The 26,977-nt window shown below is 67.1% G+C and carries 24 protein-coding genes; 12 read left to right on the top strand and 12 right to left on the bottom strand.

The window, feature by feature from the left end; genetic code table 11:
• Positions 1 to 37 precede the first annotated feature (37 nt).
• The gene (locus tag K7711_RS36935; RefSeq protein ID WP_222975733.1) at positions 38 to 1,237 is read left to right on the top strand and encodes a L,D-transpeptidase; all 1,200 of its coding nucleotides are present in this window, start codon (positions 38 to 40) and stop codon (positions 1,235 to 1,237) included.
• A 36-nt stretch (positions 1,238 to 1,273) separates the two neighbouring features.
• Here K7711_RS36935 and K7711_RS36940 read toward each other — a convergent pair whose 3' ends face one another.
• Positions 1,274 to 1,930 carry a GntR family transcriptional regulator gene (locus K7711_RS36940; protein WP_083895479.1) on the bottom strand — a complete coding sequence of 219 codons (657 nt, stop codon included), beginning with the start codon at positions 1,928 to 1,930 and terminating at the stop codon, positions 1,274 to 1,276.
• Positions 1,931 to 2,121: 191 nt separating this feature from the next.
• Between K7711_RS36940 and K7711_RS36945 the strand changes: the two genes are divergently transcribed.
• Positions 2,122 to 2,952 carry an HpcH/HpaI aldolase/citrate lyase family protein gene (locus K7711_RS36945; RefSeq protein ID WP_222975734.1) on the top strand — a complete coding sequence of 277 codons (831 nt, stop codon included), beginning with the start codon at positions 2,122 to 2,124 and terminating at the stop codon, positions 2,950 to 2,952.
• Positions 2,953 to 3,176: 224 nt separating this feature from the next.
• The gene (locus tag K7711_RS36950) at positions 3,177 to 3,974 is read left to right on the top strand and encodes an SDR family NAD(P)-dependent oxidoreductase (RefSeq protein WP_222975735.1); all 798 of its coding nucleotides are present in this window, start codon (positions 3,177 to 3,179) and stop codon (positions 3,972 to 3,974) included.
• A 44-nt stretch (positions 3,975 to 4,018) separates the two neighbouring features.
• Here the strand turns inward: K7711_RS36950 and K7711_RS36955 are convergent, their stop codons facing one another.
• Positions 4,019 to 4,579: a TetR/AcrR family transcriptional regulator gene (locus tag K7711_RS36955; protein ID WP_222975736.1), complete on the bottom strand. Its 561-nt coding sequence runs from the start codon at positions 4,577 to 4,579 to the stop codon at positions 4,019 to 4,021.
• Positions 4,580 to 4,617: 38 nt separating this feature from the next.
• On the opposite strand from K7711_RS36955, the gene K7711_RS36960 reads away from it, so the two are divergent.
• A complete protein-coding gene (locus K7711_RS36960; RefSeq protein WP_235748361.1) occupies positions 4,618 to 5,661 on the top strand; it encodes an epoxide hydrolase family protein in 1,044 nt (347 codons plus the stop codon).
• 88 nt (positions 5,662 to 5,749) lie between these two features.
• Here the strand turns inward: K7711_RS36960 and K7711_RS36965 are convergent, their stop codons facing one another.
• Positions 5,750 to 6,754 (bottom strand): ABC transporter substrate-binding protein, encoded by a 1,005-nt coding sequence (locus K7711_RS36965; RefSeq protein WP_308015120.1) that lies wholly within the window; start codon positions 6,752 to 6,754, stop codon positions 5,750 to 5,752.
• 212 nt (positions 6,755 to 6,966) lie between these two features.
• Positions 6,967 to 7,842, bottom strand: coding sequence for an SDR family oxidoreductase (locus K7711_RS36970; protein ID WP_222975739.1), 876 nt, complete (start codon positions 7,840 to 7,842; stop codon positions 6,967 to 6,969).
• Positions 7,843 to 8,023: 181 nt separating this feature from the next.
• Between K7711_RS36970 and K7711_RS36975 the strand changes: the two genes are divergently transcribed.
• Both K7711_RS36975 and K7711_RS36980 read left to right on the top strand, forming a co-directional pair.
• The gene (locus K7711_RS36975; RefSeq protein ID WP_222975740.1) at positions 8,024 to 9,310 is read left to right on the top strand and encodes an amidohydrolase family protein; all 1,287 of its coding nucleotides are present in this window, start codon (positions 8,024 to 8,026) and stop codon (positions 9,308 to 9,310) included.
• 187 nt (positions 9,311 to 9,497) lie between these two features.
• Positions 9,498 to 10,799 (top strand): TetR/AcrR family transcriptional regulator, encoded by a 1,302-nt coding sequence (locus tag K7711_RS36980; protein ID WP_222975936.1) that lies wholly within the window; start codon positions 9,498 to 9,500, stop codon positions 10,797 to 10,799.
• Here K7711_RS36980 and K7711_RS36985 read toward each other — a convergent pair.
• Positions 10,751 to 11,869 carry a PucR family transcriptional regulator gene (locus tag K7711_RS36985; protein WP_222975741.1) on the bottom strand — a complete coding sequence of 373 codons (1,119 nt, stop codon included), beginning with the start codon at positions 11,867 to 11,869 and terminating at the stop codon, positions 10,751 to 10,753. The genes K7711_RS36980 and K7711_RS36985 overlap by 49 nt on opposite strands.
• 330 nt (positions 11,870 to 12,199) lie before the next feature.
• Between K7711_RS36985 and K7711_RS36990 the strand changes: the two genes are divergently transcribed.
• Positions 12,200 to 13,135, top strand: a complete 936-nt coding sequence (locus K7711_RS36990) for an SDR family NAD(P)-dependent oxidoreductase (RefSeq protein WP_222975742.1) — start codon at positions 12,200 to 12,202, stop codon at positions 13,133 to 13,135.
• An 81-nt stretch (positions 13,136 to 13,216) separates the two neighbouring features.
• On the opposite strand, the gene K7711_RS36995 is transcribed toward K7711_RS36990, so the two are convergent.
• The 6 genes from K7711_RS36995 to K7711_RS37020 all read right to left on the bottom strand — a co-directional run bounded on the left by K7711_RS36995 (position 13,217) and on the right by K7711_RS37020 (position 20,406).
• Positions 13,217 to 14,077 carry a mycofactocin-coupled SDR family oxidoreductase gene (locus K7711_RS36995; RefSeq protein ID WP_040820064.1) on the bottom strand — a complete coding sequence of 287 codons (861 nt, stop codon included), beginning with the start codon at positions 14,075 to 14,077 and terminating at the stop codon, positions 13,217 to 13,219.
• 17 nt (positions 14,078 to 14,094) lie between these two features.
• Entirely contained in the window at positions 14,095 to 15,543 is a 1,449-nt protein-coding gene (locus K7711_RS37000; RefSeq protein WP_372460224.1) for an aldehyde dehydrogenase family protein, read from the bottom strand.
• A 62-nt stretch (positions 15,544 to 15,605) separates the two neighbouring features.
• Complete coding sequence (locus tag K7711_RS37005) at positions 15,606 to 16,394, bottom strand: CbbQ/NirQ/NorQ/GpvN family protein (protein WP_222975744.1); 789 nt, start codon at positions 16,392 to 16,394, stop codon at positions 15,606 to 15,608.
• A 62-nt stretch (positions 16,395 to 16,456) separates the two neighbouring features.
• Complete coding sequence (locus tag K7711_RS37010; protein ID WP_308015121.1) at positions 16,457 to 18,154, bottom strand: nitric oxide reductase activation protein NorD; 1,698 nt, start codon at positions 18,152 to 18,154, stop codon at positions 16,457 to 16,459.
• Entirely contained in the window at positions 18,151 to 19,290 is a 1,140-nt protein-coding gene (locus K7711_RS37015) for a spirocyclase AveC family protein (protein WP_222975746.1), read from the bottom strand. Before K7711_RS37015 ends, K7711_RS37010 begins: the two co-directional genes overlap by 4 nt.
• Before the next feature lie 3 nt (positions 19,291 to 19,293).
• Positions 19,294 to 20,406, bottom strand: coding sequence for an ABC transporter substrate-binding protein (locus tag K7711_RS37020; RefSeq protein ID WP_222975748.1), 1,113 nt, complete (start codon positions 20,404 to 20,406; stop codon positions 19,294 to 19,296).
• Between the two features lie 269 nt (positions 20,407 to 20,675).
• Between K7711_RS37020 and K7711_RS37025 the strand changes: the two genes are divergently transcribed.
• Together K7711_RS37025 and K7711_RS37030 are read left to right on the top strand one after the other, a co-directional pair.
• Positions 20,676 to 21,851, top strand: a complete 1,176-nt coding sequence (locus K7711_RS37025) for a cytochrome P450 (RefSeq protein WP_222975940.1) — start codon at positions 20,676 to 20,678, stop codon at positions 21,849 to 21,851.
• A gap of 62 nt (positions 21,852 to 21,913) precedes the next feature.
• On the top strand, positions 21,914 to 22,825 hold the full coding sequence (locus K7711_RS37030) for an MBL fold metallo-hydrolase (protein WP_222975750.1): 912 nt from the start codon (positions 21,914 to 21,916) through the stop codon (positions 22,823 to 22,825).
• On the opposite strand, the gene K7711_RS37035 is transcribed toward K7711_RS37030, so the two are convergent.
• A complete protein-coding gene (locus K7711_RS37035) occupies positions 22,810 to 23,253 on the bottom strand; it encodes a pyridoxamine 5'-phosphate oxidase family protein (RefSeq protein WP_222975752.1) in 444 nt (147 codons plus the stop codon). The two genes, K7711_RS37030 and K7711_RS37035, sit on opposite strands and share 16 nt — an antisense overlap.
• Before the next feature lie 134 nt (positions 23,254 to 23,387).
• Here K7711_RS37035 and K7711_RS37040 point away from each other — a divergent pair, with 134 nt between their 5' ends.
• The 3 genes from K7711_RS37040 (at position 23,388) to K7711_RS37050 (ending at position 26,926) form a co-directional block, all read left to right on the top strand.
• Positions 23,388 to 24,692, top strand: a complete 1,305-nt coding sequence (locus K7711_RS37040) for an NtaA/DmoA family FMN-dependent monooxygenase (RefSeq protein ID WP_222975754.1) — start codon at positions 23,388 to 23,390, stop codon at positions 24,690 to 24,692.
• A 121-nt stretch (positions 24,693 to 24,813) separates the two neighbouring features.
• Entirely contained in the window at positions 24,814 to 26,484 is a 1,671-nt protein-coding gene (locus K7711_RS37045; protein WP_222975756.1) for a hypothetical protein, read from the top strand.
• 49 nt (positions 26,485 to 26,533) lie between these two features.
• Positions 26,534 to 26,926 carry an NYN domain-containing protein gene (locus K7711_RS37050; RefSeq protein ID WP_235748362.1) on the top strand — a complete coding sequence of 131 codons (393 nt, stop codon included), beginning with the start codon at positions 26,534 to 26,536 and terminating at the stop codon, positions 26,924 to 26,926.
• Positions 26,927 to 26,977: the final 51 nt, after the last annotated feature.

Consider the following 26,977-nt stretch of genomic DNA (forward strand, 5'->3'; position numbering starts at 1 on the left):
GACTTTCCGGATGCGCCCGACTGGAACGGGGTTGCCTATGCGCACAGGGCGGCAGAGCATTGGGGGGCTGTCGTATCTGGTCGTGGTGATGTCGGCGGTTGCGCTGGTGGCGGGGTGCGCGGCGCATGCGCGTGGGCCGGACAGCGCCATCCAACGGCAGCCGCTGCTCGCGATGATCACGCCGAAGATCGTCGCGCCGGCCGACAACGGCGCGGTGAATGTGCCGGTGGCCGATCCGGTTCGGGTGCGGGTCGACGACGGCCTGCTCACCGACGTCGCGCTGACGACGCCGGAGGGGAATCCGGTGCCGGGGCGGATCGCGCCGGACAAGCTGTCCTGGCAGGCCGACGAACAGCTCGGTTTCGGGCGAACCTATCGGCTGCGGGCCACGGCGATCGGCATCGGCGGAGCGAGCACCAAGATGGTGAGTTTCACCACGATGCAACCGGCGAAGCGCACGCATCCGTGGCTGCTGCCGGGCGAGAACGAGGTGGTGGGGATCGGCCAGCCGGTCGCGGTGCAGTTCGACGAGGACATCCCGGATCGCCACGCGGTGCAGAATGCGATCCAGGTGACCACCACGCCCCCGGTGGAGGGCGCGTTCTACTGGGTGAACAAACGCGAAGTACGTTGGCGGCCAGAGCATTTCTGGGCGCCGGGCAGCCACGTCACCATCGCCGTGAACACCTACGGCCACGATCTGGGCCGCGGAGTGATCGGCGACAGCGACATCCATTCCAATTTCACCGTCGGCGATCCCATGGTCTTCACCGCCGACGACAACACCAAGATGGTGACCGTCGAACACAACGGCCGAGTGGTGCGGACGATGCCGACCTCGATGGGCAAGGCATCCTCGCCGACCAACAACGGCATTTACATCATCAGCGACCGTTTCGACCACATGATCATGGATTCCACCACCTTCGGCCTCGCCGCGACCGCTCCCGGCGGCTACCGCAGTCGCGTCGACTGGGCCACCCGGATGTCCTACAGCGGCATCTTCATGCATTCGGCCCCGTGGTCGGTGGGTCAGCAGGGCTACTCCAACACCAGTCACGGCTGTCTGAACCTCAGTCCCGCCGACGCCCACTGGGTCTACGAGAACGCCAAGCGCGGCGATATCGCCATCGTGAAAAATACTGTGGGCAGCACACTTTCGGGCGTCGACGGCCTCGGTGACTGGAACGTCCCGTGGCCGGAGTGGAAGGCCGGAAACGCCGACGCCGATCATTGACGCCGGTGCGGCGGACCGGAAGCCGCGCCCGCTCCGTCAGTGGGACGGAGCGGGCGAGCTGTCCTCGTCGATGTCGAAGAGTTCACCGATCAGGCCGCCGAGGAAACGCCGGTGCTGAGAAGAGATTTCGGCCGCGGCGTCACTGTCGCCCGCGGCGCACAGTTCGATCAGATTGTCGTGGTGCTCCAGCGCGTCCTGCCAGCCGCGCAGGCTGGAGAACTTGCGGTAGTAGATGCGATGGATCTGCGGGTGGACCTGTTGGATGAGCCGCTTGAGGAGCGGGTTCGCGGCGGCGTCGACGATCACGCCGTGCAGGATGTCGTCGGCGGCGAGGGCCGCGCCGATGTTGTCGGCCTTGATCGCTTGTGCCAGATCGTCATTGGCGGTGCGCATCAGGGCGATCATGTCGGGGGTCAGGTTGGGCACTCCGGTTCGCACGGCCAGTTGGTCCAGCACTTCCAGAACAGCCAGCGTCGCTTCGACGTCCGCGCGGTGCAGTGGAGTGATCCGGGTGAATGCGGCGGGTTTGGCCTCGACCAGTCCGGTGTCGATCAACCGGGCCAGGGCCTCGCGCACCGGAGTTCGGCTCAGGCCGAGCTGGTCGGCGAGATCACTGTCGCGCACCTTCGAACCGGGGGCGAGCTGACCGGTGACGATCGCGTCACAGATCCGATCGAACGCCACATCGCTCATGCGTCGCCGCTCCACCCGGTCACCCAACATATTGGATACTGTACGTCCGGCAAACCCTCGGAATACACAGGGCACAGAGTGACCCTGTCCACATCCAATATATTGGATGTGGTGTACCGTTCGACGCGGTTGGCGTACCGCATCGAATTCGCGCAGCGGGACAGCTGAGCGCCGAGAGGAAAGAACACCGAATGACCCGTACGTCCGCGCCGCAGACCGTCACAGTCCCGGCGATCCACGCTCGCTCCTGGCTTCTGGTCCCGGGTTCGCGCCCCGAGCGATTCGACGACGCCATGAAATCGGCAGCCGACGCCGTCATCTTCGACCTCGAGGACGGTGTGATCCCGTCCGCGAAAGCCGTTGCCCGCGACCATGTCACCGATTTCCTCAGTTCCGGCGGCACCGGGTGGGTGCGGATCAACAACATCACCACCCCGGACTGGCACATCGATCTCGCGGCCCTGCGCGACGTTCCCGGCCTCAGCGGCGTGATGCTCGCCAAGACCGAGTCCGCGAAGCAGGTCGACCGCACCGCCGCCAGGATCCCCGGTGTCCCGGTGCTCGCACTGGTCGAATCGGCACGGGGCATCGAATTCGCCTTCGATATCGCCTCGGCCGATGCCACCATCCGATTGGCCTTCGGCACAGGCGATTTCCGTCGCGACACCAACGTCGGCGCGGACGCCCTGGCGTATGCGCGCAGCCGTCTGGTCGTCGCCAGCCGCGCCGCCGAGATCGCGGGCCCGATCGACGGTCCATGCGTCACCGGCCCGGCGGATCTGCCCGCGGAGCTGGCGGTGACGAAGTCGATGGGCATGAGCGGCAAGCTCTGCATGCACGCCCGCGACACCGCGACCGTCAACCAGGCGCTGAGCCCGCAGGCCGACGAGGTCGCCTGGGCAGCGGAAACCATCGACCGCCTCGGCCCCGGCGGCGAGCACGTCGCCGACGGCAGCGATCTGCCCAAACTCGCCCGCGCCCACCGCATCAACCACATGGCCGACGTCTACTCCGGAACCTGATCAGCGCGGAATTCGCGCGCCAGGCCAGGATCGGCCGAGCGATCATGTGCGCCACCGGATCACCGCCGCGGCGACTCGCCCCCGGGGTGATGCGACCGAGCACCGGATCGAAACCCGTGCCGTCGACGGGTTTCGGCGACCGCGGAAGGGTGCGCCGCGCCGAGTTCGGATCAGCGCGCGTGGGACAGGTCACCGACGCTCGCAACACTGTTAGCGTCGGCCGGATGGATCTGGATCTGAACGGAAAACGGGCGATCGTGACCGGTGGCAGCCGGGGTATCGGACTGGCCGTGGCGCGTGCCCTCGCGGCCGAGGGCGTCGATGTGGTGCTCGCGGCGCGCTCCGCCGAACCGCTCGCGGCGGCGGCGCGCGCGGTGGCCGTGGAATCGGGCCGGCGGATCCTCGCGGTCCCCACCGACACCGGTGACGACGAGCAGGTACGGCGGCTGGTGGACCGCACCGTCGCCGAACTCGGCGGTGTCGACATCCTGGTCAATTCGGCCGCGACGCCGTGGAGCGCGGGAGCCGCTACCGATCTCGCGGGGACCGATGACGACACCGTCCGGCGCGAGGTGGAGATCAAGGTTCTCGGTTATCTGCGCACCGCGCGTGCGGTCGCGCCACATCTGGTGGCGCAGGGGTGGGGCAGAATCGTCAACATCAGTGGACTCGGTGCGCGACAAGCCAATTCGATCGCGCAGACGATCCGCAACGTCAGCGTCGCGGCGCTCACCAAGAACCTGGCCGACGAACTCGGACCGCACGGGATCAACGTCACGGTGGTACATCCGGGATTGACCAGAACCGAGCGGCTCACCGAACGTCTGGCTGCCGCATCCGCGAAGTCCGGCGAACAACTCGCCGAGCTGGAACGTGCGGAGGCGCGAAACTCGTTGCGGCGGATCATCGATGCCGAGGAGGTCGCCGACGTGGTGACCTTCCTGGCCTCACCGCGCAGTGTCGCCATCACCGGTGACGCGATCGCGGCGGGTGGCGGCGTTCCGGGAGCGGTCTACTACTGAGCCGCGCCGGGGCAACGGCGCGAAATCCCGGTGACACCGGCGCGTCACCCGTCGGCGAGACGCTGGATGGTCGCACTCAGCCACGCCTCGAGGTCGGCGGGGTCGCCGAGTTCGGAGCGCAGGACTCGGCGGCGGGTCGAGACGCCGAGGACGAAGGCGTCGATTGCCGCGGCTCGGTCGCGGGCATCGGCGTCGTCCAGGCCGGTGTCGCGGAGGTAGTGGTACAGCGGGTCCAGGGAATTCGCGTCGAGGAAGGCCGCCAGCGCCTCGGCCGCCTGCGGGCGTTCGCCGGAGGCGCGCTGCAGGACGAGCAGCGGATCCTGGCCGGGGGTGTCGAACCAGCGCCGGACGATGCTGGCCGCCAGACGTGCGCCCAGGCTCGCGCGGTCACCGTCGAAGGAGTTCGCGACCGGGATCTGCACCCGGGTCGCCTCCAGGAAAAGACCTTCCTTCCCACCGAAATAGCGAGTGATGAGATTCGGCGAGACACCCGCCGCATCGGCCACGCCTTTGACCGTGATCGCCGTGTACCCGTGCCGAGCGAACTGGTGTTGGGCGTGTTCCAGGATCCGCTGCCTGGTGGCGGTCGCATTGCGGGAAGTCATGTGTACGAGCGTACACATCCATGTGTACGCTGATACACATGGATGAGGACGTGCGGGACCGACTGCGGCGGACCCGACGGGTCGCGACCCCGTGGAGCGACGACGAGACGCGCGGTATCAACGGCACCCGCTTGGACGAGTTGCTCGACCACTGGGCGAACAGTTACGACTGGGCCGTGCACGAGCGTCGCATCGGCGAATTCCCCTGGGCAACAGTGCAAGCGGGAGACACCGAGCTGCGGATGATCCACCGGCGATCCGCGGATCCCGATGCGCCGGTCGTCGTACTGTTGCACGGCTGGCCGGATTCGGTCCTGCGGTTCGAACGCCTCCTGCCCCTGCTCACGGAGATGCACGTGGTGATCCCCGCTCTGCCGGGATTCCCATTCGCGGCACCACTCACCGCACCCGGCATGTCGGCCGGTCGAATGGCCGAGATCATCGCGAATGCCATGGAGACGCTGGGTTATTCGCGATACACCGCGTCCGGCGGCGATGTCGGCGGCACCGTCGCGGAACTGCTCGCCGCCGCGCACCCGGACCGGGTCAGCGCTCTGCACCTGACGAATATCGCTCCGCAGCACGCGTTCACGGCGGACCGCACGCAACTCCCGCCCGATGCGGTGGCCTACCTGGACCGGGCAGCACAATGGTTCCGGACCGAGGGCGGGTACATCGCCGAGCAGTCGACACGTCCGAACACGCTCACCGTCGCCCTGGGCGACTCCCCCGCCGGACTCGCGGCCTGGATCGTCGAGAAACTGCAATCCTGGTCCGACGGAACAGCTTTCACCGCCGACGAACAACTCACCTGGATCAACGCGTACTGGACCACCGGAACGATAGGCACCTCCTTCGCCACTTACACCGAACCGTTCCCCCTCCCCGACCGCATCGAGACCCCGACCGTACTGTCCATATTCCCGCACGACATCAAACCCGAACCACAAAGTTACGCAGAGGCATTCGTGAACTTGCACGACTACGTGACACACCCAGCGGGAGGCCACTTCGCCGCCTGGGAACAACCCGAGGCATACGCCGCCGACCTGCGCCGCGCGGTCGCACTGGGCCCGCGATGACCGTTTCGAGGCCACTTCCTCGGAACGAGCACAGGGCCCTGACGACGTACTGCGGGAGCGCTGCGAGCCCCTGCCCCGCAGGACCACCTCACGAATGCTGGGCCAGGGTGTTGAACTTGTTGGTGTAGAACTTGCTCGGGTCGAGCTTGTCGTGGATGGCGCCGGTGTCGCGCAGCCAGGTCTCCCAGCGGCTGAAGTCCTGGTCGGAGATGACGCCGTATTTCGACGGAACGCCCACCGAGAGCCAGTATTTCAGGGTGGAGGTGTTCTCACCCGGGCGGTGTCGCGAATCGATGATCCGGGTCATCCGGGCGACCACCTGATCGCGCGGGGTGTCACGCTCCCATTCGATCGCCTTGGCCACGCCTGTGGTGAAAGTCCTCACCGCATCGGCATTCTTGGCGATGACGTCGTTGCGGAAGACGTACGGACCGCCGTTGATGGGCCCACCGTATTCGTCGAGTTCGGTGAAGACCGGGCGCAGGCCGCCGACGGCGAGCGCGCGCTGCTGGAACTGGCCGCTCAGCGAGGCGGCGTCCACCTGCCCCTTGCGGACCGCGTCCTCGATGTTCGGCGGCGGCAACGCCACCAGCTGCACGGATTTGATCTGTTCCTGACTCAGACCGGCCTTGGCGAGCGCGTCGTGGATGTCGGCCTCGTTCTGGCCGCCCAGCGTATTCACCCCGATCTTCTTCCCGACCAGATCCGCGGCGGTGTGGATCGGACTGTCGTCGGGCACGTAGTAGCCCTGGAACGACTTCTGGTCCGACCCGTAGTAGTTGATCACCGCCGTGATCGGCGCCCCGGCGGTGATCAACTTCGCGACGGCGCCGGCGAACGCACCGCCGAAATCGACCTGCCCGGTGGCCGCGGTCTGGATCTCCTGCGGCCCGCTGATCGTATTGCCGGACCACTGGAGCTTGACCTTGCCGTCGAAGAACCCCAGGTCCTCGGCCAGTTCCGGCAAGGTCACCTGATCGGTCCACCCCAGGTATCGCAGAGTGGTGACACCATTCTCCGCATGCACCGAATCGCCCTTCCCGCAGGCGGTCAACGGCAGGCCCAGGGCGGCGACCGCGGCCAGTACGGCCACGGCCCGGAGACGAGACTTCCGAAAACGGTTCGGCTTCACAACAAATCCTCTCGATACGCAGCGCGGACGACGAGTGCAGTTCGTCCACACGCCGGGCCATGGTAGGGCGATCGACCACCCCCACCCGCCCGTTGTATTCAGCCTGATCGAAACCCCGACTCCGCGACCCGCATCCGACGATCGAGTTGGATCAAATATTTGGTTGCTCCCCCTCATTCGGCCCGCAGGCTGCCGCGGCGCGGAATCCCCAACAGCAGCCGGGTCATGTGGTGCATCACCCGGGTCGGAATGATTGCGTTGGCCAGCAACAGCATTCGCGCATCCGGTCCGACCGGGTGACGGGCGTAAGCGCCGGTGTCCTGCAGCGCCGCGGCCAGCCCGCAGGCGAAACGTTCCGGCGGACGGGCAGCGCGCCCGACCAGGAGACGGCCGCGTCGATCGATCGTGCGATGCAGGCGGGCATAGGGTCCGTCGAGGTCGCGGGTGTCCGTGGTGCCCGCATCGGTGATGATGTCGGTCTCGTAGGTGCCCGCGATGAGCACCGTGACCCCGATGCCGAAGGGCGCCACCTCCCCGGCCATCGCCTCACCCCAGCGCTCGACCGCACCCTTGACCGCGGAATACGGTGCGGTAGCGGGCATTCCGCGCACACCCGCCTCGCTGGAGACGAGCACGATGCGACCGCGCCCGGCCGCGCGCATCGCGGGCAGCAGCGCCTTGGTGAGCGCCACCGGACCGAACAGATTCGTCGCGAACATCCTCTCCCACAACGTAATCGGTGTCTCCTCGACCATTCCGGCCGCGGAGATCCCGGCGTTGTGGACCAGCGCATCCGGCGCGCCCGTCACCTCGAGGATCTGCTTCGCGGCCCGCTCGATCGAGGACGTATCGGTCAGATCCAGCGCGACGCCGACCAGCCGGGCATCCCCCGGCGCAGCGCCGGTCCGCTCCCGCAAACGCTGCAGACCCGCGTCGACCGAGCGCATGGCGGCGACCACCCGCCAGCCCCGGTGGTACAGATGGGCCGCCGAGGCGAGTCCGAGCCCCCGTGAGGCTCCGGTGACGACGACGGTTCGCGGCTCGGCCATATGCTCACTCCTAGCCCGGATCTGCTGCTGTCCGGATTCTATTCACTTACGGCACAGCACAATACCCTGTTGACCAAATATCTGTTCCGGACTACAGTCCAGATCAGCGGCGGTCCGCGAGCGGGTCGTGCTCGGATTTCGCGCGACGGGACCACCTCCAGAGCCCGAACAGGAGTGCAGCATGGATATGAACGACCTCGTGCTCGTCTCGGTCGACGACCACCTCGTCGAACCACCCGGCATGTTCGACAACCACATTCCCGCCAAGTACGCCGATGACGTGCCCAAACTCATCCAGCGCGCAGACGGCACCGACGCCTGGGTGTTCGAGGGACAGGAGGCGACCAACGTCGGCCTGAACGCGGTGGCCGGTCGCCCGCCGGACGAATACGGCGCCGAGCCCACCAAACTCGCCGAGATCCGCGAGGGCTGCTACGACATTCACGAGCGCATTCGCGATATGAACGCCAACGGGGTCGCCGCCGCACTGAATTTCCCCTCCTATCCGCAGTTCTGCGGCCAGTACTTCGCGCGGGCCAAGGACAAGGATCTGGGCCTGGCCGTGCTGCGCGCCTACAACGACTGGCATATCGACGAATGGTGCGGCGCCTATCCGGGACGGATGATTCCGCAGGCCCTGCCGCCGATCTGGGATCCGGAGCTGATGGCCGCGGAGGTCCGGCGCGTCGCCGCGAAGGGCTGCCACGCGGTCACCTTCTCCGAGAATCCGACCAAGCTGAACTATCCCTCACTGCACGATGCGCACTGGGATCCGTTCTGGAAGGCGTGCAGCGATACGAACACGGTGGTGAATCTGCATATCGGCTCGTCGTCGAGCGTCGTCATCACCTCGATCGACGCGCCGGTCGACGTGATGGTCACCCTGCAGCCCATGAGTATCGTCCAGGCCGCCGCGGATCTGATCTGGTCGCCGATGTTGAAGAAATTCCCCGATCTGACCTTCGCGCTGTCCGAGGGCGGTATCGGCTGGGTGCCGTATTTCCTCGAGCGCATCGACCGGGTGTATCGGATGCATCGCGCGTGGACGCATCAGAATTTCGGCGACAAGCTCCCGAGCGAGGTATTCCTGGACCGCATCGCACTGTGTTTCATTGATGACGGATTCGGTATCCAGACCCGCGACAGACTCAATCTCGACATGCTCAACTGGGAATGCGATTATCCGCATTCCGATTCCACCTGGCCGGTTGCCCCGGAGACGCTGGCCATCCATCTCGACGGCGTTCCGGACGCCGAGATCGACAAGATCACCCACCAGAATGCGTTGCGGCTCTACTCGTTCGACACGTTCGGAAAGCTGCCCAAGGCCGAGGTAACCGTCGGAGCGCTGCGAGCGCAGGCGACGGATGTGGATCTGGGCTACCGCTCGTCCGAACGGCTCAAGAAGACCGGCACCGATACGGTGACCGTCATGGATCTGGCCCGGCAACTGCCGACCTCGTCCTGATTCGGATACGGCCGGAATTATCGCCCCTCGGCGCGAAACCCGTACCGGCCGCCGGAATGCCCCGGCCGGTACGGGACCACAGCTGGTGATACCGTGGATCAAAGAATTGGTATTCTCGACCGCCGGGCTCGCCCTCGTCCGATGACCGGGGCCGAGATGTTGTGGAGGTGTTGTGGCGCGTGGTCAGGTGAGCCGCGGGCGCAACGCGGACGGCACGACCGAGGCCCCCGCGGCACGCAACGGCCGTACCGAGGACGACAGCTCCCGCCGCACCGAAATTCTCCAGACCGCGGCGTCGTTGATCGCGTCCTCGGGGCTGCGCACGTCCTTGCAGGAGATCGCCGATGCCTGCGGCATCCTGCCCGGCAGCCTCTACCACCACTTCGAATCCAAGGAAGCGATCCTCGTCGGGTTGCTGCAGCGCTATCACGCCGCATTGGATCAGGTCGCCCAGCGCACCCTGGACACGCTGGATCGACCCGACTCGCGCTCACCGTTCGACCGCATCGCCGACCTCGGCGCGCAGATCGCCACCTGCGCGGTGGATCACCGTGCGGCACTGCAGATGTCGTTCTACGAGGGCCCCAGTTCGAACCCCACCTTGATCGAGCTGACCAGGCAGCGGCCGACGGCGATTCTGGAGGCCATGTTCCAGACGCTGCGCGCCGCGCGGTGGGCCGGTTATCTGCGGGCCGACATCGATCTGCACCTGCTGGCCGACCGGATCACCCAGACCATGCTGCACGTCGGACTGGACATCATCCGGCACAACGCACCGGCGGACCAGGTGGCCCGGCTGTTCTGCCGAATCCTGCTGGAGGGTGTCGCGGCCGCGAGCCACACCGACGCCGAACTCGATGCCTCCCCGGCGTTCCTGGCCGCCGACGCGGTCGTGCGGACCTGGTCCGACGAGCAGGAGGACGACTCCAAGGCCGCGCACATCCGCGCGGTCGCACGGGCCGAATTCGGCCGACGAGGCTACGAGAGCACGACCATTCGCGATATCGCCGCCGCGGCCGGGCTCGGCACCGGGTCGGTGTACCGGGTGATCGGCTCGAAGGAGGAGTTGCTCGCCTCGATCATGCGGTCGTTCGGTGAAAAGGTCGCGGTCGGCTGGACCGACGTATTGCGTTCGGAATCCTCACCCATCGAGAAGCTCGACGCGCTGAGCTGGATCAACACCAATATGCTCGACCGGTTCGGCGACGAGTTCCGCATCCAGCTGGCCTGGATGCGGCAGTCCCCGCCGGACACCCCGAATCCGGGCTGGCTCTTCACCAAACGCGTCCGGCAGATGAAAGCGCTGCTGGCCAAGGGAATTCGCTCCGGCGAGATCGCGATCGAGAGTCCCTCGGACGAGATGCTGGCGCGCTGCATGATCGGCGTGGCCTGGATTCCCGAGAACATCCTGGCCGAGATCGGCACCCGCGCCTCGCTGATTCATCTGCGCGACACCACACTTCGCGGTGTCGTCGCGCATTCGGAGTGATCCCCGGCCGATTCCGGGCGCTGCTGTGCGGCAATCGACTTCGACAACGCCGTGCGCGCGACGAGCGCGGCCCGCAGATACCACTGACCGTCCGGACTGAACGGATCCACACCGGTGAGCCGACCGATTCGCTTGAGGCGGTAGTCGAGGGTGTTGGTGTGGATGTTCAGCATCTGGGAGATGCGCCGGCGCGAGAGGTCGCCGCGCAGATGCAGCCGCAACGTCTCGTCGAGATGTGCGTGGCTGACCAGCGGATCCAGCAGTGCGGCAAGGTATTCCCGGCTGCTGCCGGGCCGGGTGAGCTGATATTCCAGGGCCAGGTCGACGAAGGTGTGCCAGCGGCCGGTGCTGCCGAAGACCAGTGCGAGTTCGAGTAGTTCGTGCGCCTGCCGCGCCGCGGCGGGGATATCGTCCCGCGCCGCCCACACGCCCGCGGCCGTGACCGGAACCTGTGCCGCCGCGGACAATTCGGAGACCAGTGAGGCCGGGGCGTCCTCGGCATCGGCGGCCGGGACCAGGATCGTGCCACCGGCCGCGGACAGGCGGGGCAGCACCCGATCGCCGTAGCGCTCGGTCAACTCGATCCGGATCCGCCGCAGCACCGGTTCGGCGGCCGGCGCGGCGCCGGGCGGCACCGACAGCGCTACCACCCAATAGGATTCGGCGACGGCGATCCCGCTCTCCCTGGACAGCCGCAGCGGACTCTCACCGGACAGCAACGCCGCGGCGAGCGATTGGATCTCCCCCAGCCGGCCGTCACACCAGATCCGGTGATGCACGTCCGCGACCACCGCGGTCGCGGAGATGACGATCTCCACCACGGATTCGGCGTCACCGGTGAGTGCGGCCGAACGCACGACCGTGCGGATGGCCTCGGTCAGGCAGGCCTGCAGTTCGGCATTGAACGCGCGCAAGGTGACCCCGGTGGCCGCCCAACCGGTGGCAGCGGCCTCCAGACGCCGGACTGCGGCGGAGATGCCGTGCCCGCACCGCAGACTTTCGATCAGTTCGCAGAAGGCGCCCGACACCGCTCGCTCGGCGCTGCCGCCGGATACAGCTTTGATCGACATGAACATCGCTTGCTGTAGAAAGGCTTTCGCCTTGCCGTGGGACGCGGCGTAGCGCCGACGCCCGGCGGTGGCACGTGTGGCTCTGTGGCACCGTCCCGCAGCCGCCCTTCGGCCACGTCCGGTAACGATAACGGATCAGGCCCCAAAGTACAATGACATTCGCAGTAGTTGAGAATTGCATTTCCGCAGGCGGGGCGGCATCCCGACGGCAACAAGAGCAGGCAATCGGGTAGCACACACCGCCCGACGACAGCCCTCTGGCGCGTTGACCAAATATTCGTTCCGCTGTAGCGTGATGGGCCGAAGCACGCACGACGAGGTGGGACGCAGATGATCGACTTCACCGGCCAGGTTGCCATCGTGACCGGGGCAGGCCGCGGACTCGGGCGGCTCTACGCACAGGAATTGGCGGCGCGGGGCGCGGCCGTCGTGGTCAACGATCTGGGCGGCAGTATGCGCGGCGAAGGCGCGGACACCAGCGTGGCCGACGAGGTCGTGCGGGAGATCGAGCAGGCCGGAGGCCGAGCGGTGGCCTCCTACGAGTCGGTGACCAGCCCGGAGGGCGGGGCCGCGATCGTGCGCGCGGCGGTGGACACCTTCGGCCGCCTGGACGCCGTGATCAGCAACGCCGGAATCTTCAACAGCATCGCCTTCGAGGATATGACGCCCGCCGATTGGCGTCGCATGCTCGAGGTCCACCTCGACGGCGGCTTCCACCTCGCCCATGCGGCCTATCCGGTGATGAAACAGCAGCGGTACGGCCGGTTCGTGTTCATCTCCTCCTCGGGCGGCATGTTCGGGCAGCCGATGGAATCGCATTACGCCGCAGCCAAAGCCGGTCTGGTGGGACTGTCCAATGTCATCTCCATCGAGGGCGAACCGCACGGCATCAAGTCCAATACCGTGCTGCCCTTCGGTTTCTCCCGCATGGTCACCGAGACCGTCGGAGATCCGAAGGCGTTGGAAGACTTGGGATTTCTGAAGGTCATCGACCCGGAGCTGGTCGTGCCGATGGCGGTCTTCCTGGCCAGCCGGGACTGCGAGTGGACCCATCGGAACTACTCCGCCTGCGCCGGGCGGTTCGCCCGGGTGTTCGTGGGTCTCGGCGAAGGCTGGCTGGCCGAGCCCGGGACGCGGCCCACCGCCGACGACATCGCCGCACACCTGCCGGAGATCTCCGCGACCGAGCCGTTCACCGTGCCGGGGTCGATCTTCGAAGAGATCTTCGGGATCTGCGCACGTCTCGGCGTGAATCCTCTTCAGTAGCAAGCTATTGCATCGGGCATCGCGCACACGCCGAAGCTCTCCGGCGATATGTTCGCCGGAGAGCCCGGTACAGCGCACTTTTCAGACGTGATAGTCGTACCAGCGCAGATACCCTCCGGCGTCCACGCGCATCTGCATCCCGGTGACGTAGCGGGAGGCGTCCGAGGCGAGGAACAGCACCATTTCGCTGATGTCCTCGGGTTCGACATACGGCACCGGCATGATCTGCTGCACGGGGAAGGCCACCTCGGCATCCTCGCGGGTGGGATTCGGCAGGTCCGGGCGGAACGCCTGGTACATCGGCTCACTGTGCAGCATGGGGGTGTTGCAGTTGGTCGGATGTATGACGTTGGCGCGGATCTTGCGGTGGGCGAACTGCGCCGCGAATTCGTGAACGTAGGTGGACAGCAGCCGTTTCGACAGCGGATAGGCGATGCCGCCGGGATCGCTGCCCGGATTGTCCAGCGCCTTGGTCTGCATGAGCCCGGCGGTGGAACCGGTAGCGATGACCGACGCGCCCTCCGGCAGATGCGGCAGCGCGGCCTGGATCGCGTTGATGGTGCCGATCAGATTGGTGTTGATCACATCGATCCACGCCTGATCCTTCGGATCGCCCTGCATTCCGGCGATACCGGCCTGGGCGACCACGACGTCGATCTTGCCGAATTCGGCCAGCCCGTCGCGGACCGCGGCGCGCATCTGCTCGGCGTCCCGCACATCGGCCTCGATGGCCAGGATCTTGCCGCCCGCCTTGCGAACCAGTTCGGCGGTCTCGTCCAGATCCTCCCGACGCGCCAGCGAATATTTGAGTGTGTCCACGTCACGGCACAGATCCACGGCGATGATGTCCGCGCCCTCCCCGGCCAGGGTCACCGCATGACTGCGGCCCTGCCCTCGTGCTGCTCCGGTGATGAAGGCGACCTTGCCTGTCACACGCCCCATGTCGATTCCTTTCCTGGTCAGTCGACGGGATATCCGACCGACTTGATCTCGGTGTACTGATCGAATCCGGCCACGCCGTTCTGGCGGCCGACGCCGCTGAACTTGTATCCGCCGAACGGCACGTCGGCGCCGTAGGCGACACCGCCGTTCACGCCGATGAATCCGGCGCGCAGCCGCCGGGCCACGGCGATGGAACGGTCGAAGGATGCGGACATGACGTTGCCCGCCAGGCCGTATCGGCTGTCGTTGGCGATGCGAACCGCGTCGTCATCGTCGTCGAAGGCGATGACCGCGAGCACCGGGCCGAAGATCTCCTCCTGGGCGATCGTCATGCTGTTGTCGACATCGGCGAAAAGTGTTGGCCGAACCCAGAATCCACGGTCGGACGGCACGGGCGCGGCATTGCCGCCGACGACGAGCCGGGCCCCTTCCGCGACGCCCTTGTCGATGTATCCCCGAATCCGATCGCGCTGGCGCGCGGAGATGACCGGTCCGCACAGCGTCGCGGGATCCTGCGGATCGCCCGGTTCGATACCCCGGTACATCGCCTCCAGGAATTCCACACCCTCGGCGTATCGCGCACGCGGCAGCAGCAGCCGGGTCGGGTTGGCGCAGCCCTGCCCGGCATGCAGGCAGGGCGCGAGCCCGAGCAGCAGGGCTTGCCCGAAGTCCGCATCGTCCAGCACGATGCTCGCCGATTTCCCGCCCAGTTCCAGGAACAGGCGTTTCATCGTCGCCGCACCCTTTGCCATGATGCGCTGCCCCACCGCCGTGGAACCGGTGAACGAGATCAGATCGACGTGCGGCGAGAGCGTGAGCTCCTCCCCCACCAGATGATCCGAGGCGGTGACGATATTGACCACGCCCGGTGGGAAATCCGTGCGTTCGGCGATCAAGCGCCCGATCCGGGTCGCGTTGAACGGGGTGTCCGGCGCGGGTTTGAGGACCACGGTGTTGCCCGCGGCCAGCGCCTGCGCGAGCTTGTGAATGCTGACCTCGAACGGGAAGTTCCACGGCACGATCGCGCCGACCACACCGACCGGCTCACGCCACACCACCCGCCTGGTCACACGACCGGTCACCGGCACGTGCATATCGCCGAGATCGGTCTCCCACGGGTATTTCTCGATCAGCTCGGCCGGTACCTTCACCGCGTCGGCCAGCGGGGCGTCGAGCTGCGGCCCGAAGGTGATCGCCCGGGGACAGCCCGCCTCGGCGATCAGCTCCTCCCGCAACGCTTCTCGCTCTTCCTCCAGCGCAGCCTGGAGTTGTTCGAGGCAGCGTCGGCGCAGTGCGCGGTCGGTGGCCCACGCGGTCCGGTCGAACGCTCGCCGCGCGGCCGCGATCGCCCGGTGCATATCGGCCGCGGACGCATCGGCCACCTCGCCCAGTACCTGCTCGGTCGCGGGGTTCACGACGGGGAAACGACCGGCCTCGCCGTCGGTGAGGCGGCCGTCGATGAGCATGCGTGATTCGAAATCCATTGCCGCCGTGTCGGACATGCATCTCTGCTTTCTCTCGGGGTCGTTCATTCCTGCACGTAGGCGTCGACCACCGCGGCGAGGTTCGCGGCGACCAGCGGATCGTCCGTGAGCGGCCCGGCGATGGCGGCGAGTGCGGCCTCCCTGGGCGCGAGCCCCTGGGCGATCAACTTGGCCGCGCTGATCAGCACCCGGGTGGAGGCCACCTCGCGCAGGCCGGGTGCGTCGGCCTGCCGCACGGCACGACCGATCCGCACCAGCTGCGCGGCCGCGCGCTGATCGGCGCAGGCCTCGACGGCGATGATCTTCTCCTCGATTTCCGCCGGCGGATAACCCAATTCGATGGCGATCATGCGCTGCCGGGTGGAATCCTTGAGATCCTTCAGGACGCTCTGATATCCGGGGTTGTAGGACACCACCAGGCAGAAGCCCTCGGCGGCGTCCAGGGTCGTCCCGAGCCGGTCGATGGGCAGCTGACGACGATGGTCGGCCAGCGGATGCAGCACCACCGTGGTGTCCTGACGGGCCTCGACCACCTCGTCGAGATAGCAGATCGCGCCCTCGCGCACTGCGCGGGTCAGCGGACCGTCCACCCAGCGAGTTTCCCCGCCCTGCAACAGATATCGGCCGACCAGATCCGCGGTGGACAGGTCGTCGTGGCAGGCCACCGTGATCAGCGGCCGCCCGGCCTGATGCGCCATCGCCTCCACGAATCTGGTCTTGCCGCAGCCGGTCGGTCCCTTGAGCATGATCGGCAGCCCCTGCCGGAACGCCGCGAGGAACACCCGTTCCTCGTTGCCGACCGGCACGTAGTAGGGGCGAACGGAATTCTCCATATCGTCCTGGCCTTTCTCGGTGATCTTCCGGGATTCGCTTGCGCGACACAGCTGTCGGATCTTCAGGAGGCGCGGGCTCGGGTCATTCGGCGGCGCAGGTCCGCGGAACGCAACGCGTCCCGGAACAACGGCGCGGCCACCTGCGACACCTCCCGGGGTGAGGCGACGGCGGCGTAGGCGGCGGTGCCGAAAACCCTGCGCAACGCATCGATCCCGGTCTCCGCGCCGACGCTCAGGCAGACGCATCCGATGCCCTGACGACGAGCCTCGGACAGCGCACGCCGGGCGTCGGCCTCGGCGTAGACACCTTCGTAACCGTGGTCGTACGCGAATCCGTCGGACAGTACGACGAGCAGTGTTCTTGCGTCGCAGCGGTATTCGCTCGCAATCGTCGTGCCGTACCGCACGGCCGCACCCATCCGGGTGTAGGCCGCGGGCTCGAGTGCGGCGAGCCTGCGCAGCGCCGCGGCGTCCAGCGGATCATCGAATCGCTTGACCCGCAACGCCCGGACCGCGGCCCGCCCCTGCGAGTAGAACCCGTAGAGCGCGACCCGATTGCCCAGTGCGTGCAACGCCGAGGTCAGCATGAGGGCCGCGGTGCGCTGCTGGTCGTGCACGGTTCCGCCGGAAACGCTCGGCAATGCGGCCGAACCGGAGATGTCGAGCAGTACGACGACAGCCAGATCCGGTGTACACCTGACACTTTCGATGTACACGGCGCCGTCCGGCGAGGCTCCGGAGAGTAGTTGTACGCGTTCGTCCACCACCGCGTCCACATCGATGTCGTCGCCCTGCATGCGGCGATGCTTGTGGTCGAGACTCGAGCGCAGCCGGGCCAGGGCGCGCATCAGGGCGTTGCTCACGGGTGCGAGCGGGATCGCGTGATCCCCTGCCCGGGGATCGGATTCGGCCACCGTGCACCAGCCGGGCCGATAGCGGCGGCGGTGGACGTCCCATTCCGGATAGGACAGGCCCTCGCGCCGGAGTTCGGCCACGGCATCCGCCGCGGCCGCGGTGCCCGTGCCGTCGGTGTCGATGCGCCCCGGTTTCACCAGTGCCCGAGCCGATCTCGGCACACCGCCACCGGTGATGCCGCCCTCGGACTCCCGGCCGAGGCTCAGCATGCGCCGGAACAGCCGGGCCAGCAGCCCTTGTCCGCCGACGACGTTGCTGAACAGGGCGGGGAGCTTACCGCCGGAATCCTCCTCATCCAACTCGTCCGGCGAATCGTCCTCGGCATCGGCCGAGTCGGGCGGCCTGGTGTCCGGCGCCCCCTGTTCGGCGAACTTCTCCTGCGTGGTCAGCAGACGCTTCGGATGGATCGCCCCGAACTCCGGCGGCGGATCGCCCAGCGCACGCTTGCCCGCTGCGAGCGCCAATGATGTTGCGGCACAATCGGACAGATCCGCGACGTCCAGGTCGACCAACGCGTTCGCGACGGCGGGCAGCAGATCGCCGTTGGCGGCCAGCGCGCGATGCCCCTCCAGCATCAGATACCGATCGAGTACGGCGGTCGATCGGCGGGCGAGCCGCCGGAGGAGATCGGCTCGGAAGCTGCCCGCGCCGATCATCGACGCCTGCACCGTGAGTTCGACGATCTGGTCGAGCGCGGGAGCTTCGGCGTCGACGAACACCACACGGCCGTCGGTCCACGGCGATTCGTCCGGCGCGGCCGGAGCCACCCGCAGGGCCCGTCCCGCTATTCCCGAGGCAAGCAGGCCGAATCTTGCTGGACCACCGTCGATTTCATCGGCGCTCACGCCCTGCCCCCGCACCGTCCGCCATCGGCGGGCATCGCTGTCGCGGGGCGTCCCGACTGCGCGCTCTCCCACCGCGACCAGATCCCGGCCGAGTACGGCCCGGCCTGTCCGTTCTTCTCGTAGAACCCCTGCGGGTCATAGACTTTCGCCTCCGGGAACGGCCACGGGCAGGCGACCGAGGTGGCCGCGCGGCTGTCGCGGATGATGGCGAATCCGCCGCCGTAACAGAAGTAGGCGATGTTGATCAGGATGAACATCACCGTGAACGCGCCCAGGGCGGGATGGTTCCGGAAGATCCGCGCGCGGTGCGAGAGCCGTTCGGCGACCGTGCGTCCGGTGTCGTCGCGGTACAGCAGCACCGCGGCCGGGATCATCACGACCGTGACCAGCGCAGATTCCCAGATCAACGGGAACTGGTAGGGCTTGCCGGTGAACAGCGAGCCGAACGGGATCACCTGCGTGTAGATGTACAGCTGGCTGCGCACCAGGATGCATTCCAGAATCGCGTCGAAGACGAACCCGATCACCAGGGTCAATCCGGCCAGACTCCACAGCGGATGCCGCGAGACGAACGAATCGTGCGGACGACGGGCCTGTAGCCGGCGCAGCACCCAGATCGCGGGAAAGTAGGGTCCGAGATAGAAAGTGGCATAACCGATCACGATGAACGGCTCGACCGTCGGCGACAGCGACACCAGCGGCCAGTGCACCGGCCAGTGCCACAGCTGCGGGTTGTAGGCGGCGTAGGGCGCCCAGTTCATGATCGGGTCCTGCCACACGATCGCGGTGGTCACCAGCGTCATCAACAGCACCGGATGTGCCGGATAGCGACGCCAGCCCACGACGACCACGGTGACCAGCACCACCATCATCACCACGGTCCCGATCTCGTGCACCGTGATCCAGTGATTCCAGCCGAACAGCGGCGGCACCGGGCGGGGCGCGCCGCTGACCGCGGGATTCGCGATCCGCGGATCGTCCGCGCCGCGGCTCGCGTAGGCGGCGATGACGGCCAGCACCGCCACGACCAGGATCGTGATCCCCGCCGTGCGCAGGCGGCGCGGGGCGCCACCCGGCGCACGGCCGGGTGCGGCGTCCGGCAGGGTGCCGGATCGGAGTTCCTCCGGGGCGCTCACGGTCTACTCCTGCCCGAATCGCGCGACCAGGTGCGATGTCACGCCGTCCGGATCCAGTCGCCGCGCAACCAGATAGCCCGCGCCCATCCACCCGCGCCGGGTCCACTTCCCGAACGAGAGCCGGGTGCCGGGGGCGCCGGCCGCGGCCGGTAGCATCTTGACCCGCTCGAGCGCCTCGGCGACCCCGCGCGGAGACAGCGGATGCGCATCGGCGAAGGCGTGCAACAGAACCGTCGCGATGTCGTGGTTCACCACCGGGACGCAGTACTGCGGGCAACGCCCGGAATCGGCCTGGTAGACATCCAGAAACCGTTGTCCCACCAGGTTTCCCTCGTCGTACTGGTCCAGGCCGGTCCAGCCGAGGAAGGCGTTCCACAGCAGTTCGTTGATCCAGGCATTCTGGAATGCGGTGCCCATGAACCGCGGCGGATCCCAATTCAGCGCGGCGAGTGCGGGATTCACCATCGCGACCCCGAATCCGAAGCCGCAGTGCACGATCGCCTGCGCCTTGGCCTCGTGCAGTGCGCGCACCTCCTCGCCGATGTCCTGCGCGGTCTGCGGGATGGCCACCTCGGCGACGATGCGAATTCCCTCCTCGCGGCAGGCTTTCCGGAAATTCCGGATATAGCTCTCGCCCACCAGGGAGCGTTCCACCAGCGCGCCGACCTCGGTGTGCCCGCCCTTGGCGAGTAGGTGCGCCCAGAAGACGGGCTCGTCGGTCATCGACCCCTGCGGCAGGGCGAAGGTCCATTCGCCGAGCCAGTCCTCCGACCCCGAGACGTTGATCGCCGGAACCCGGAATCGGCGTTCGATCTCCTCCCGCATCGGAACGGCGTTATCGGTGATGTGCGGGCCGAATACGGCCAGGCACCCCTCGTCCACCAGTTCCCCGTACGCATCGATCACCGCCTTCACCGAGCCCTTGGGCAAGCCCTCCACCTCGCGAAAGACGATCTCCACCGGACGGTCGATCAGGCCGAGTCGTTGTCCCTCGGCGAACACCAGATGGAACGGGCGGGTCAGGTCGTCCCGCATATCCGGCGGAAAGCTCTCGGGAAGTCGGAAGTCGAACAGATAGCCGAGTTTGATGGGCTCGGCAGTGCTTTCGTAGGCCACGTGTATCTCCGTCTGCCAGGCCGCTCGAGCAGCGAACCTAAAATTCGTTCCACATGTTACGGATCTCGCGCGGCCGTCGTCAACGGTCGACCTGAACCGGATTTGACGGGTATTGACCCACCTTCGAGGGATCCGTACGCTTCGGAACGAATATTTGGTCTTACCGAGGAGGGTTCGTGGACACACACGTCAAGGCCACCGCAGACCAGGTCGAACCGCCGGACGGGGCCGGGCGGGAGCGCGAAGCCGGTGACGACAGCGTCTTCGAGGTGTTCGACGACGACGTCGCGGGCGATGTCCGCGACCCGTATCCGGAACTGGCCGCCGCGCGCCGAGAACATCCGGTGCAGCGCCTGGACACCTCGAACATGCCGCACGCCGATGACGCGGCGGTGTTCTTCGTCTACGGCTACGACGACATCCTCGAGGTGCTGCGCGACGGCAAGACCTACTCCTCGGCGCACATCATCGACATGCTCATGGGCGACATCATGGGCAAGCACATCATTCTCGGAATGGACGATCCCGAACACCGCCGCTACCGCGCGCTGGTGTCCACCGCGTTCCGGCAGAAGGCCCTGGCGAACTGGGAGGAACGGCTCATCGTCCCGGTCGCGGACGAGTTGATCGACCGGTTCGCCGACCGCGGACACGCCGATCTGGTCACCGAGTTCACCTTCCCCTTCCCGACCCTAGTGACCGCCGGGATGCTCGGCCTGCCACGTGCGGACCTGCGGCAGTTCCAGCGCTGGTCGATCGCCATCCTCGGGTTCCACTCCAACCGCGAACGCGCCATCACCGCCTCACAGGAGGTCAAGGCGTATCTCGCGGAGATTCTCGCCGAACGTCGCCGCGAGCCGCGTGAGGATCTGATCAGCGATCTGTCCCAGGCCGAACTCGACGGCGAGCGCCTGAGCGACGAGGAGATCTTCTCCTTCCTGCGACTGCTGCTGCCCGCCGGGATCGAGACGACCTATCGATCGACCGGAAATATGTTGTGCACCTTGCTGTCTCGTCCGGATCAGCTCGACGCGCTGCGGGAGAATCGGGCGCTGATCCCGCGCGCGGTCGAGGAGTCCATCCGGTTCGAGACACCGCTGCTGAACATCACCCGCATGGCCACCGCCAGTACGGTCCTGCACGATGTGCCCATTCCGAAGGGTTCGACGGTGATGCTGATGCTCGCCGCCGCCAATCGGGACGAGAGCCGGTGGAACGATCCGGACGACTTCGACATCTTCCGCGCGCCGCGCCCGCACATGTCCTTCGGGCAGGGACCGCACAACTGCCTGGGCATCCACCTGGCCCGCACCGAGATGCGACTGGCCCTGGAGAAGATGCTGGACAAGCTGCCGAATCTGCGGCTGGACCCGGACGCGAACGATCCGCACATCCGCGGCCAGGTCTTCCGATCCCCCACCTCGCTGCCCGTGCTGTTCGGCTAGCAGATAGCAGCCCACACGGCGCGCTCCGCCCGATCGCACGGCAAGAGGTGCAGGATAACGGGGTGAGAACTCCCCTCGGTCGTCCCGATCTCGCGCCCTACCACGCCTACCAGCAGCGCGCCGATGTGACACCCGGCGGGTTGACGGCGCACTTCCTCGGGACCAGCTCACTGCTGCTGACGGACGACACGACGAGTCTGCTGTGCGACGGGTTCGTCACGCGGCCGGGGCTGCTGCGGGTGGCGCTGGGGCGGATCGCGCCGGATCCGGGGCTGGTCCGGGCCGCGATCGAGCGGCTGAACGTGCGGACGCTGAACGCGGTGTTCTGCGCACACTCACATTACGACCACGCCCTGGACGCGCCGGTGTGGTGCCTGCAGACCGGTGCGGAACTGGTCGGGTCGGAGTCCACCGCGAACATCGGGCGCGGGCTCGGCCTCGCCGAATCCTCACTGCGGGTGGTGGGCGACGGGGACACCCTCGAATACGGGCAGTTCACGCTGACGTTCCTGAATTCGGTGCACAGCCCGGGTGACCGTTATCCGGGCATCGTGACGCGGCCGCTGGTTCCGCCCGCGCGTACCCGCGCATGGAAGACCGGGACCGCCTACTCGGTGCTCATCGAACACCCGATCGGTCGAATTCTGATGCACGCCAGTGCGAATCACCGTCCTGGCATGCTGGACGGGCGCAGCGCGGAGGTCGTCTATCTGGGCATCGGCGGTCTGGGCAGGCAGTCACCCGAGTTCGTGCTGCGGTACTGGGACGACGTCGTCGGCGTGGTCGGCGCGCGGCGGGTCGTGCTGGTGCACTGGGACGATTTCTTCATCGGGCTGGACCGGCCGCTGCGCCCGCTGCCGCACTTCGCGGATCGATTCGACGCGACGATGAAGATGCTGCTGCCCCTGGCACAGCGCGACAGCGTGGACGTGGTGCTGCCGGTCGCCTGGGCAGCCGCTCAGCCGTTGGCGTAGACGCGATCGGGAACGATCAGCACGACCGCCCGGCGCTCCTGCGCCATGACGCGGTCGTATTCGTCCCAATCCTCATGGGTGCCGCCCGCGGCGGTGAAAACCTCCCGCAGCAACAAACGCAGGCGTTCGGGGTCGATTCCGGGGACCGGATCGTCGGGTCCGGCGATCCACACCGGTCCCTCGGCGGCGGCCCACTCCCAGCCGACGCGCACGACGGCGGTCATCCGCGGCCGGGCGCGCAGATTCGCCAACTTGCGGGTGCCGCCGCGCAGCACCATCCCCACGACCTCCTCGCCGGTCAGCGGGTGTTTCAGCACACCGGCGTTGACGAGTGAGGAGTGGATCGTGCCATCCGCTCGGGCGGTCGACACGACACAGAGCCCATGATCACCGGCGATCAGCCGGGCGAAATCCGCGAGATCGGTCACCCCCGCAGTCTACGGAATCCGGCGGCGGCGGATGCGGCACCACGCGGGTGAACGCGGCGATCATGCACTGCGGGAAAGGATCTCGCTGAGCGTAACCCGTGGGCGATACCGGTGTGCCTGGTTAGCGTCGCGGTATGGCAAGCACCGACCGGCGGCGGCCGCTGAAGATCGTGACCGGAGTGAGCGGATCCCCGAAGGTCTATGCCGCGGCGATCGATCCGGGGAAGTCCACGCTCACCGATCTGCTCGAGACGGCCCGGCTCGCGGAGGAACACCGGTTCGACGCGTTGTTCGCCGCCGACCTGCTCAGCTTCGGCATGCAGGGCGCGATCGGGGCACAGGAGCCGCTGATCGTACTGTCCGCGCTGAGCGCGGTGACCAAGCACGTCGGCCTGATCGCGACCGTCACCACGACGTTCCATCACCCGTACAACCTGGCGCGACTGTTCGGCACCCTCGATCACATCAGCAACGGCCGCGCGGCGTGGAACGCGGTGACCTCCTCGGTCGGCGAGGAGAACTACGGCGACGCCGAGCTGCCGAGTCCGGAGGAACGGTACGCCCGCGCGGCGGAATCGATCGAGGTCGTCAACGCGCTGTTCGACAGCTGGGGGCCCGATGCGCTGACCTCGGACGGGCGTGGCGGGGCGCGGTTGAACGCGAAATCGGTCCGTCCGATCGAGTATGCGGGCGACCACTTCACGGTTCGCGGTCCGCTCAACATCCCGCCACTGCCGCAACGTCGGCCGGTGCAGTTCCAGGCCGGGCAGTCCGAGGGCGGCGTGGAACTCGGCGCCCGGTTCGCGGAGGTGGTGTTCACCTCGCTGGGCACCCTGGACGACGCATTGACCTACACCAAGCGAATCCGCACGCGCGCAACGGAACTGGGTCGCGCCGACGGACTTCCGTTGATCTTCAGCTCATTGCACGCCACCTACGGCGCCACCGAGGCCGAGGCGCTGCGCCTGGTACGCGAACGCGAAGAGGCCACCGACTTCGAGGCGGGACGTCACGCCCTGGCCGATATGCTCGGCGGTGGAGTCGATCTGACCGATCTGCCACTGGACGAGCCGATTCCGGAACATCTGCTGCCGGAGGTGCGTTCGGTGCATCGGCGGCGCGGCCGGGTGGAGATCTTCACCGGTTACGCTCGGTCCGGAAAGACGCTGCGGGAGTTGATCATCGCCGCCAAGGACACCGGACACTGGGCCGCCGCGGGCACTCCGGAGCAGCTGGCCGACGCGATCGAGGAACGTTATGCCGCAGGCGTTCTCGACGTCATCGGCCTCGGCGGTCTCGACGATCCGCGCACCCGGGACTTCCTGCTCGCCGGACTGCTGCCCGAACTCCGCAAGCGCGGCATCGTCGGCCACGACTACGTGGGCGACACCTTCCGCGACAATCTGGAACTCCCGCCGCTGCCGCCACGATCGGCCTGAACCGCGCCGCACTGATTCAAACACCATATTTTTCGGGTGCTGTGCACCGAGATTCGTCCCGTTACAGTGCAGACAGGGAGACTGTGCCGCTGCGGCGGCCGAGCGAAATCCGGTGAGCGCTATGCCGTATGAGGGTCGGGTACTGCTGACGGCGGTGATCGCGTGGGCGTCGCCGCTGCTGCTGATCGTCGTCTATTGGTTGTTCTGGGCGATTCTCGCACCCGGCTTCGGCATCCAGAACGGCGTGCACGCATGGTTTTTCAATGTGATCCTGCACGGCAGCGGACTGTGGTGGCTGATCGCGTACTTCTTCATCGGCGTGGCGCTCTACGCGGGCGCCGAGCTGGAGAATGCCGCCCTCGCCGGGATCGCGGTCCTGCTGACAATCGTATCGTTCTGTGGTGCGGGCTATTTCGCGATCAACCTGGACAAGAACGAGGGGCGCTTCTACGCGGGTGCGACCACCTTCTACGCGCACGATCCCAATCAGGCGCCCTCTTCGTTGCACCTGATCACCGACAACGGCAACCGGAACTCCGACGGTTGTGCGATCCGGGGCAATCACGACGTCTACAGCTGCATCCAGAAGGGCGATCTGTCGACCGCGGGCTGGGAACCGCGGGTCGGTTCGCTCGACGGCGCGAAGATCGCCCTGAGCCGCGCGACCGGCGCGGTGCAGGCGGTGAGCCTGCGCACCGAGACCATCACCTATCTCAACGGACGTGGCGACGCGCCCGGATACTGGAGCGGGGTGATGGACGGCAGCGGGATCAACGTGCCGCTGGGCGGGGTGGCCGAATGGTCCGGCCAGGGCGCCGCCACCTCGTGTACGTTCAGCGGCCCCTACGGGATCGACCGGGCGTTCGGCGGCTCGCGGATGAACAGCCTGAACAACCTCATCGCAGAACACTTTCCGTTGATCGGCTTCGATCCCAGCGATGTCTGGGGGTACTGCGACGGCAAGGAGCCGATCGTCGTCGTACCGGTCACCACTCCGATCCCGTGGACCCACCGCACCGTCACCGCCCCCGCGGGGGTGATCGTCGTCCGGGGCGATCACGGCCACACGCGGCTGGAGTACCGGCCCGATGTCGCCGCCGGTGCGCTTCCCGGTCCAGTGTATCCGAAATCCCTGACGGCCCAGCAACGTTCGGAGAACAAGTGGGCTGCGGGACGAGAGGATATGAACCGCAACCACTTCGGCTTCGATCCGGCGAGTTCGGATGCACAGGGCGGCAACGTCTCCGAATACCTGTTGCGCGACAAGGTCACCGGACGACTGCAATGGGTAACCCCGATGACGTTGCGCGGCAGCACTTCCCAGCTGTTCGTCGCCTATTCGGTGACCCCCGCCGACGAGGTGCACGCTCGCAACCTGAACCGGCAGTCGGTGTACGTACTCGACGACAACGACCCGCGCCGGATCAATATCGACAACCTCGACGCCGACGCGCGTTCCTGGCTGGCGACCAACGCCGGGACGGTGATGGCCAACGGCGGCAAACTGGTCGAATTCACCCCGATCGACGGTGACACCTGGCGTGGTTTCGTGGAATTCAACGGCCGCGTCGCCTACCGGATGGATATCAGCGCCAGCCACAAGGCCCCGGTCCAACTCGTCGAACTGGACAATAACGGGACAGCCGCCGCGGCACATCCCGGCACCCCCGCCGCGAGCAACGCCGACTGCGGCAAGATGCTCTCCGCACTGACTCCCGCGCAGCTGACCCGGTGCGCCAAGGTGTTCGTGGACGAATTGGACACCCGGCAGCAGCAGACCCAGCCCCGTTAGGCACGCGCCGCTGCGTGACCGGCCGGCTCCCCTGATGGAGACTGGCGAGATGGACGATTCCGTGCGGATGCTCGTCGTTGACGCGGCCAATGTCGTCGGCTCCCGCCCCGACGGCTGGTGGCGCGACCGCGCGGGCGCGGCGCGACGGCTGCTGACGGGGCTGGCAGCGCTGCACCTTCCGCACTCGTGCGAGGTGGTCGTCGTCCTCGAAGGCGCCGCAAAAGCGTTGGACAACAACGAATTCCACAATATCAGGGTGGTACGCGCCGCGGGTTCGGGTGACGACGCGATCGTCGCGGTCACGGCCGAACATGGCGAGCACGCGCAGGTCCTCGTCGTCACCGCGGACCGCGGCCTGCGGGCCCGCATCGAAGCGCTCGGCGCCCGCACGACCGGACCACGCTGGCTCCTGGACCGGATCGATGCGGCCCGGAACCCTTAGCCGACTACGAGACCGTCACCTCGCTCACACCGGCTTGACCTCAACTTTGGT

Origin of the sequence: Nocardia coffeae (assembly GCF_019890715.1) — a bacterium.
Classification (GTDB): Bacteria; Actinomycetota; Actinomycetes; order Mycobacteriales; family Mycobacteriaceae; genus Nocardia; species Nocardia jiangxiensis.

Excerpts from the sequence above, each read along its gene's own strand:
- K7711_RS37000 (WP_372460224.1), bottom strand. The coding sequence starts at position 15,543 with ATGCTCATCGACGGCCGCCTCACCGACGGCGAGGCCGGTCGTTTCCCC.
- K7711_RS36950 (WP_222975735.1), top strand. The coding sequence starts at position 3,177 with ATGGATCTGGATCTGAACGGAAAACGGGCGATCGTGACCGGTGGCAGC.
- K7711_RS36945 (WP_222975734.1), top strand. The coding sequence starts at position 2,122 with ATGACCCGTACGTCCGCGCCGCAGACCGTCACAGTCCCGGCGATCCAC.
- K7711_RS36995 (WP_040820064.1), bottom strand. The coding sequence starts at position 14,077 with ATGGGGCGTGTGACAGGCAAGGTCGCCTTCATCACCGGAGCAGCACGA.
- K7711_RS36940 (WP_083895479.1), bottom strand. The coding sequence starts at position 1,930 with ATGAGCGATGTGGCGTTCGATCGGATCTGTGACGCGATCGTCACCGGT.
- K7711_RS36990 (WP_222975742.1), top strand. The coding sequence starts at position 12,200 with ATGATCGACTTCACCGGCCAGGTTGCCATCGTGACCGGGGCAGGCCGC.
- K7711_RS37040 (WP_222975754.1), top strand. The coding sequence starts at position 23,388 with ATGGCAAGCACCGACCGGCGGCGGCCGCTGAAGATCGTGACCGGAGTG.
- K7711_RS37045 (WP_222975756.1), top strand. The coding sequence starts at position 24,814 with ATGCCGTATGAGGGTCGGGTACTGCTGACGGCGGTGATCGCGTGGGCG.
- K7711_RS36985 (WP_222975741.1), bottom strand. The coding sequence starts at position 11,869 with ATGTCGATCAAAGCTGTATCCGGCGGCAGCGCCGAGCGAGCGGTGTCG.
- K7711_RS36975 (WP_222975740.1), top strand. The coding sequence starts at position 8,024 with ATGGATATGAACGACCTCGTGCTCGTCTCGGTCGACGACCACCTCGTC.
- K7711_RS37050 (WP_235748362.1), top strand. The coding sequence starts at position 26,534 with ATGGACGATTCCGTGCGGATGCTCGTCGTTGACGCGGCCAATGTCGTC.
- K7711_RS37005 (WP_222975744.1), bottom strand. The coding sequence starts at position 16,394 with ATGGAGAATTCCGTTCGCCCCTACTACGTGCCGGTCGGCAACGAGGAA.
- K7711_RS36935 (WP_222975733.1), top strand. The coding sequence starts at position 38 with ATGCGCACAGGGCGGCAGAGCATTGGGGGGCTGTCGTATCTGGTCGTG.
- K7711_RS36955 (WP_222975736.1), bottom strand. The coding sequence starts at position 4,579 with ATGACTTCCCGCAATGCGACCGCCACCAGGCAGCGGATCCTGGAACAC.
- K7711_RS36970 (WP_222975739.1), bottom strand. The coding sequence starts at position 7,842 with ATGGCCGAGCCGCGAACCGTCGTCGTCACCGGAGCCTCACGGGGGCTC.
- K7711_RS36960 (WP_235748361.1), top strand. The coding sequence starts at position 4,618 with ATGGATGAGGACGTGCGGGACCGACTGCGGCGGACCCGACGGGTCGCG.